This window comes from Rhizobium sp. BK316 (assembly GCF_014193695.1).
In the GTDB taxonomy this organism is placed as follows: Bacteria; Pseudomonadota; Alphaproteobacteria; order Rhizobiales; family Rhizobiaceae; genus Rhizobium.
The window spans coordinates 1,098,906-1,105,079 of the sequence record NZ_JACHZR010000002.1; the positions used below are offsets into that span (position 1 = coordinate 1,098,906).

Consider the following 6,174-nt stretch of genomic DNA (forward strand, 5'->3'; position numbering starts at 1 on the left):
AGTGTCCGCGTGATCCGCCATATCGTCTTCTTCACCGTGCCGGAGGAAAACCGCGAGGCGGTGCGCAAGGGGCTCTCCATACTGACGGGCATTCCCCATGCCCTGACGCTGGAGATCGGCGAAAACGTCAAGACGGACCAGTGGGGCAATACGGTCGATTTCGTCGTCTACGGCGAATTCGAGAGCGAGGAAGCGCTCGCCGCCTACAAGGCGCATCCCGACTATGACCTCTCGACCCGCACGGTAAAGCCGCTCCGGGATACCAGGACTGCGGCCGATTTCGATAGCGACAAGGCGGTCACCAGCCCCCTTCGGGATTGATAATTATGGCTGTCGCTAATCTATCCCATTGAAAATGAACGGGAATTTTCGATTAAATTCGATTGTGTCGGGGTTTTCGGCTAAGTCATTGATAATGTTTAAGTGATCCACCAGGGCACGAAAATCTTTTGAATAATTCGATTCAGCAAACGCTGCTTCTGATTTTGAAATTCTTTACGCGTAATTTTGAGCTAAGTGGATCACTTATTCAGAATCAATGACTTAGCCCCAAAAATGCTACACTAGTGGCTCACTTTGAAAATTCTTATTCATTTTCAAATGGATAGAGAGAGGCCGGAAATGATCCCGGTTGCAGATGAATCAATCTGTGAAGGGCCGCAAGCAAGTCTTGAGAAAAAAGCCGCAAATGATTCAGAAGCTTAGCGGATTGGAAGCGAAGTCGGCCTCCGGCAGGCGAGGCCTGCTTTGCCCGCCGCCGGTCAGGCCGGCTGTACGCTCGGCTTTGCACCGCGTACCAACGCCATCAGCATCAGCACGAAGACCAATGCGATGGCCGCAAGCACCGCACAGGTGATGACCGTCGCGCCGGCGCCGGCGCGGTCGAGGATGGCGGTGAAGATGACGGGCGCAATCGCGTTGGCGAGGTTCTGCGGCATCGACAGGCAGGCCGTCTGCAGCCCGTATTCCCTGGCCGAGAAAAGGGCGAGCGGCAGTAGTGCGCGGGCGACCGCCAGCACGCCGGAGCCGAAACCGTAGAGCAGCACGAAGGTAATGAGCAGCGGCGTCGATGGCGGGACGATGAAGAGCATCAGGAAGCTGAACAGCATCAGGCTGACGCCCATGACCGATGTCAGGATCGGATTGCCGCGCTTGCCGAGCAGCATGTCGAGTGCGCGCGCCGAAATGCCGATCACGCCGCGTGCCGAGCCGAGCTGCAGGGCAAGGGCCGTCGATGCGCCGGACTGGCGAAAGATTTCGAGCAGGGATGGCGAGACACCGAAAGTGATGAAGGTGCCGAGCGTGGTCGAGATCGCGATCAGCAGGAAAGCCTTGCGCCGGTCGGAGGGCGAAAGCTCCACCGGCGGCGTTTCGGCGGCTGCCCCCTGCGTGTGGCTGGCAACCGGCTTCGGCAGGCCGAAGAGGTGCAGCGGCAGGCAGACGAAGAATTGCAGGCCGGCGCAGACGAGGAAGGTGATGCGCCAGCCGAAATTCTCGTTGAGCAGCGTCAGGATCGGCCAGAAAATGGTGGCCGAGAGACCGGTGAACAGCATCAGGATGGCGATGACCCGTTTGCCGTTTACCCCTTCGCGCTCCACGACCGCGGTATAGCAGGGCGCCGAAAGGCCGAGCGCGCCGCCAAGCCCGATCACGACCCAGGCGAGCGCATAGACGACGATATTGGTGGCGGCGGCAAGCAGCAGCAGGCCGATCGCGAAGGTGATCGACGAGGCGGCCAGCACCTTCGCAGCACCATAGCGGCCGAGCCAGCGCCCGGTGGTCGGACCGGCAAAGGCGCTGATCACCATCATGATGGTCAATCCGGCAAAAATCGCTTCATTCGGCAGCCCAAGGGAAGGCGCAATGACACGGCCCATGACGCCGAGCATGTCGAAGGTCGTGCCCCAGCCGATCAGCTGGGTGACTGCCAGCACGCCAACCGTCCGCACCGTACGGAGAGAAAATGATGTCTGCATGATTCCGGAAAGAAATGAAGAAAGGCGGTAAAGCGATAGCAGCTTCAACCAGACGCTGAAAGGTTTGATCGAACAGGTGCCATATGAATATGACTGGTGCCGGGATTTCCATTGCGGCGGAAGCACATGCGTCCATCATTCAGGAATCATGCATATTTCGTGCAATAGTCGAGAATTGTTCTAAAATTCCCGCATTACCGTGCATTCATTTGCCATTCAGGTCGCGTGAGTACATATTCGGGACAAGTTGGCATTACATTGAAAGCACAGCACATGGCCTCTCCTCTGAGCGTCGCAGCATTGGCCGCCGGACTGGCGGTTTCGGCGCCCTCACCGGACGACACCCGCACGCTTGTCCTGCGTGTGGCGCGCGATTGCAGCGCTGCGGCCCAGCAGGTCGTAGACGAGACCGGCGGCCAGCTTCTTTCCGTGCAGCCGGTGGGCGACGCCTGCATCATCACCGTTCTCGTTCAGGGCAACGGCCAGCGTCCGCGCAAGGTGACGGTAAAGGTTCCGATGTAAACGGAATCGGCTTATTCAAGGTTCCAGTGATTTGCAGCGGAAGAAGGCGAAGCGATGCGCATTCTGGTAGTCGAAGACGACGTCAATCTGAACCGGCAACTCTGCGACACGCTGAAAGAAGCGGGTTATGTCGTCGATCAGGCGTTCGATGGCGAGGAGGGGCACTTCCTCGGCGATACCGAACCCTATGACGCCATCATCCTCGATATCGGCCTTCCCGAAATGGACGGCGTGACCGTGCTGGAAAAATGGCGCGGCGCCGGCCGCGCCGTGCCGGTGCTGATCCTGACTGCTCGCGACCGATGGAGCGACAAGGTCGCCGGCATCGATGCGGGCGCCGACGACTATGTGACGAAGCCATTCCATGTCGAGGAAGTGCTGGCACGCATCCGTGCGCTCATCCGTCGTGCGGCCGGCCACGCCTCCTCCGAGATCGTCTGCGGCCCCGTGCGGCTCGACACCAAGACCTCGAAGGCGATCGTCAACGGCGTGGCGCTGAAGCTCACCTCGCATGAATACCGGCTGCTTGCCTATCTCATGCATCATATGGGCGAGGTGGTCTCCCGCACGGAACTGGTCGAGCATATGTACGATCAGGATTTCGACCGCGATTCCAATACGATCGAGGTCTTCGTCGGCCGCCTGCGCAAGAAGATGGGCGTCGATCTGATCGAAACGGTGCGCGGTCTGGGCTACCGCATCCAAGCGCCGACCAATGCGAATTAAGTCGCTCACCGCACGCGTGCTGCTTCTGACCACGGTCTGGTCGACGGTGGCGCTGGTGGTGATCGGCCTGTTGATTTCGACACTCTATAGACGCAGCGCCGAGCGCGGCTTTCAGGACCTGCTGCGCGCCCAGCTCTATAACGTCATCAATTCCGTGACGATCGGCGATCAGGGCGCGCTCTCGGGCAGCCCGCAGCTCGGCGACCTGCGCTTCGCCCAGCCGAAGACCGGTTGGTACTGGGTGGTCGAACCGCTCGGCACCTATACGACCGCGCCGCTCGTCTCACCCTCGCTGGGCTCGGCGACCATCCCCGTGCTGTCGGTCGTCGAAGCGCCTTTCGACAAGAATTACGAGCGCTACTACCAGGTGACGGATGCGGCCGGTAACCGCGTGCAGGTGGCCGAGACGGAAGTGGTGCTCGACACCGACGGCCGTGCGGCGCGTTTCCGCGTCACCGGCAATGTCGATGTCGTGGAAGACGACGTCCGCAATTTCTCCCACCGGCTCTATCTGGCGCTCGCCGGTTTCGGCGTCGGCAGTCTCATCGTCAATGCGCTCGCCATTCTCTATGGCTTGAAGCCGCTCGACAAGGCACGTGCCGCTTTGGAGCGTATCCGCGCCGGCGAAAGCGAGCAGCTGAAGGGCGATTTCCCGCGCGAGATCCTGCCGCTTGCCAATGAGGTCAACGCGCTGATCGACAGCAACCGCCGCATCGTCGAGCGGGCGCGCATGCAGGTCGGCAATCTCGCCCATTCTCTGAAGACGCCGATCGCCGTGCTGCTCAACGAGGCGCGCGTGCTCGAAAAATCGCATGGCGAACTGGTGCGCAATCAGGCCGAGGCCATGCAGGGGCAGGTGCAGTCCTATCTCAACCGCGCGCGCATTGCCGCCCAGCGCGAATCCGTGCTGGCGCGAACCGATGCCGAACCGGCGCTCGAGCGGCTGGTGCGTGTCATGCGCCGCCTGAATGTCGAAACCGAATTCGAGCTGATCGTCCAGCCGCCGCACCTTGCCGTTGCCATGGAGCAGCAGGATCTGGAGGAAACGGTCGGCAACCTCCTGGAGAATGCCGCGCGCTTTGCCAAGAGCAAAGTGCGTCTTTCGGCGGTCGAAGCCGGCGAGGATGTGAAGGGAGTAGAAGCAAGCGCCCGCAAGCATTGGGTGGAGCTTGCCGTCGAGGATGACGGCCCGGGCCTGGAGCCCGACCAGATCCGCGAGGCGCTGAAGCGCGGCCGGCGGCTGGACGAGAGCAAGCCCGGAACCGGCCTCGGCCTTTCCATCGTCACCGAGATTTCCAACGAGTACCAGGGGCGTCTGGAGCTTACCCGCGGGGAATGGGGCGGGCTGAAAGCCAAGCTTATCCTGCCAGGTGTGACAAAGGATGTTGCATGAGCAACTGCTTGATGTCACAAAGATAGTGGCAAATGTATAGCATGCTTTGCCTTAATGCTGACACGGGGACGCTGCACTTCGATCGGCTCGACTAACACCCCTGATCGTGGTTCGATTGCAATGACTCTACGTTGGCAAGGCATGATCGTTTCTTCCCTTATCGTCGCCGTGGCGCTCTCTGGCTGCACGACAACGAAGGGCGCTGCGACGCGCGGTCTTTTTGGCGGCGGCAAGCCCCCGGCTTCGGCTGCTTTCATCGCTGCCTTGCAGGGCGGCATCGTTGGTCGCACCGGCGTGGAACTTGGCGACAGCGACAAGCAACGGGCGCTGGAAGCCGAATACCGCGCGCTGGAAGGCGCAGCCGTCGGCCAGCCGGTCACCTGGACCGGCCGTGATGCCAATGGCAGTGTCGTGGCAGCCGCCCCCTATCAGGTCGGCTCGCAGAATTGCCGCCAGTACACCCATACTGTCACGGTCGATGGCAAGGATACGCTGGCGCGCGGTGTCGCCTGCCGCAACGAAAACGGTACCTGGTCGCCGCTCGGCTGATATCCCTGTCCCGTTATCCTTGCGGCCAATAGCCTCAATTCTTCGTCAACACGGCATTGGCAGTTGGAATGAGGGCGCGCTTCAAGTAATTGGGCCGATATGCTGTTCTGGATTCTCGTGGCTGTCCTGACGGCGGCCGTTGCCGCCATTCTGCTTTATCCTCTTTTGCGTGGAGCGAAGGCGGCCGAGGATACGCGTGCTGGAGAGGTCGCTGTCTATCGCGACCAGTTGCGTGAACTCGACAGAGACGTGAGCGGCGGCCTGATCACCGCGGACGAGGCCGATTATGCCCGCGCCGAGATCGGCCGGCGTCTGATTGCCGTCTCTGGCGCTGCTCCGGCCGAGGAAAGCAAACCTGCAAGGCATCATCGCCTCACCGAAGTTTTCATCGTCTTGATCCTGCCGATCATCGGGCTCTGTCTCTACATCAATACCGGCAGACCCGACCTGCCGTCGCAGCCGCTGGAAGCGCGGCTTGCCAATCCCGGCAATGACATGGCCGTCCTCGTCGCCAAGGCGGAGCGGCATCTGGCTGAGAAACCCGACGACGGCAAGGGCTGGGATGTGCTGGCGCCGATCTATTTCAGCACCATGCGGGTTTCCGATGCCGAGACCGCCTATCGCAACGCCATCCGCCTGCTCGGCCCGAGCCCGGCGCGTCTCGATGGCCTTGCCGAAACGCTGATGGCGATCTCCGAAGGCGTGGTGACGGAAGATGCGCGCAAGGTGCTGGAACAGTCGCTCACGCTTGAGCCGAACAACCCGCGGGCGCGTTTTTATGTGGCGCTGAGCATGGAGCAGGCCGGCCAGCCGGATGCGGCACGTGGCGCCTTCGAGGCACTGGCGAAGCAGTCGCCGGCCGATGCCCCCTGGCTGCCGCTGGTCAACGAACATATCGCCAAAAACGGCGGCACGGCGGTTGCACCGGCGGCCGAGCCTGCCGCACCACCGTCAGTTCCGGGCGGCCCGACGGCGGAGGATGTCGCTGCGGCCGAGACGTTGAGCAGC

General features: G+C 61.4%; 7 protein-coding genes. 6 read left to right on the forward strand and 1 reads right to left on the reverse strand.

Going from position 1 to position 6,174, the window contains the following annotated elements:
• The first annotated feature begins 9 nt into the window (after window positions 1-9).
• Window positions 10-321, forward strand: coding sequence for a Dabb family protein (locus FHT87_RS14025; RefSeq protein WP_183802615.1), 312 nt, complete (start codon window positions 10-12; stop codon window positions 319-321).
• A gap of 440 nt (window positions 322-761) precedes the next feature.
• Here FHT87_RS14025 and FHT87_RS14030 read toward each other — a convergent pair whose 3' ends face one another.
• Window positions 762-1,976: an MFS transporter gene (locus tag FHT87_RS14030; RefSeq protein WP_183802617.1), complete on the reverse strand. Its 1,215-nt coding sequence runs from the start codon at window positions 1,974-1,976 to the stop codon at window positions 762-764.
• Between the two features lie 273 nt (window positions 1,977-2,249).
• Between FHT87_RS14030 and FHT87_RS14035 the strand changes: the two genes are divergently transcribed.
• From FHT87_RS14035 to ccmI, 5 genes are all read left to right on the forward strand, one after another.
• On the forward strand, window positions 2,250-2,498 hold the full coding sequence (locus FHT87_RS14035; protein ID WP_183735752.1) for a hypothetical protein: 249 nt from the start codon (window positions 2,250-2,252) through the stop codon (window positions 2,496-2,498).
• A gap of 54 nt (window positions 2,499-2,552) precedes the next feature.
• Window positions 2,553-3,224, forward strand: a complete 672-nt coding sequence (locus FHT87_RS14040) for a response regulator transcription factor (RefSeq protein WP_183802620.1) — start codon at window positions 2,553-2,555, stop codon at window positions 3,222-3,224.
• Entirely contained in the window at window positions 3,214-4,617 is a 1,404-nt protein-coding gene (locus FHT87_RS14045) for a HAMP domain-containing sensor histidine kinase (RefSeq protein ID WP_183735754.1), read from the forward strand. Before FHT87_RS14040 ends, FHT87_RS14045 begins: the two co-directional genes overlap by 11 nt.
• 120 nt (window positions 4,618-4,737) lie before the next feature.
• A complete protein-coding gene (locus tag FHT87_RS14050; RefSeq protein ID WP_183802623.1) occupies window positions 4,738-5,166 on the forward strand; it encodes a hypothetical protein in 429 nt (142 codons plus the stop codon).
• Between the two features lie 99 nt (window positions 5,167-5,265).
• The coding region (gene ccmI / locus FHT87_RS14055; protein WP_183802627.1) for a c-type cytochrome biogenesis protein CcmI at window positions 5,266-6,174 on the forward strand (909 nt) is incomplete at its 3' end.

Coding starts and splice junctions, on each gene's coding strand:
- FHT87_RS14050 (WP_183802623.1), top strand. CDS start 4,738: ATGACTCTACGTTGGCAAGGCATGATCGTTTCTTCCCTTATCGTCGCC.
- FHT87_RS14045 (WP_183735754.1), top strand. CDS start 3,214: ATGCGAATTAAGTCGCTCACCGCACGCGTGCTGCTTCTGACCACGGTC.
- FHT87_RS14035 (WP_183735752.1), top strand. CDS start 2,250: ATGGCCTCTCCTCTGAGCGTCGCAGCATTGGCCGCCGGACTGGCGGTT.
- FHT87_RS14040 (WP_183802620.1), top strand. CDS start 2,553: ATGCGCATTCTGGTAGTCGAAGACGACGTCAATCTGAACCGGCAACTC.
- FHT87_RS14030 (WP_183802617.1), bottom strand. CDS start 1,976: ATGCAGACATCATTTTCTCTCCGTACGGTGCGGACGGTTGGCGTGCTG.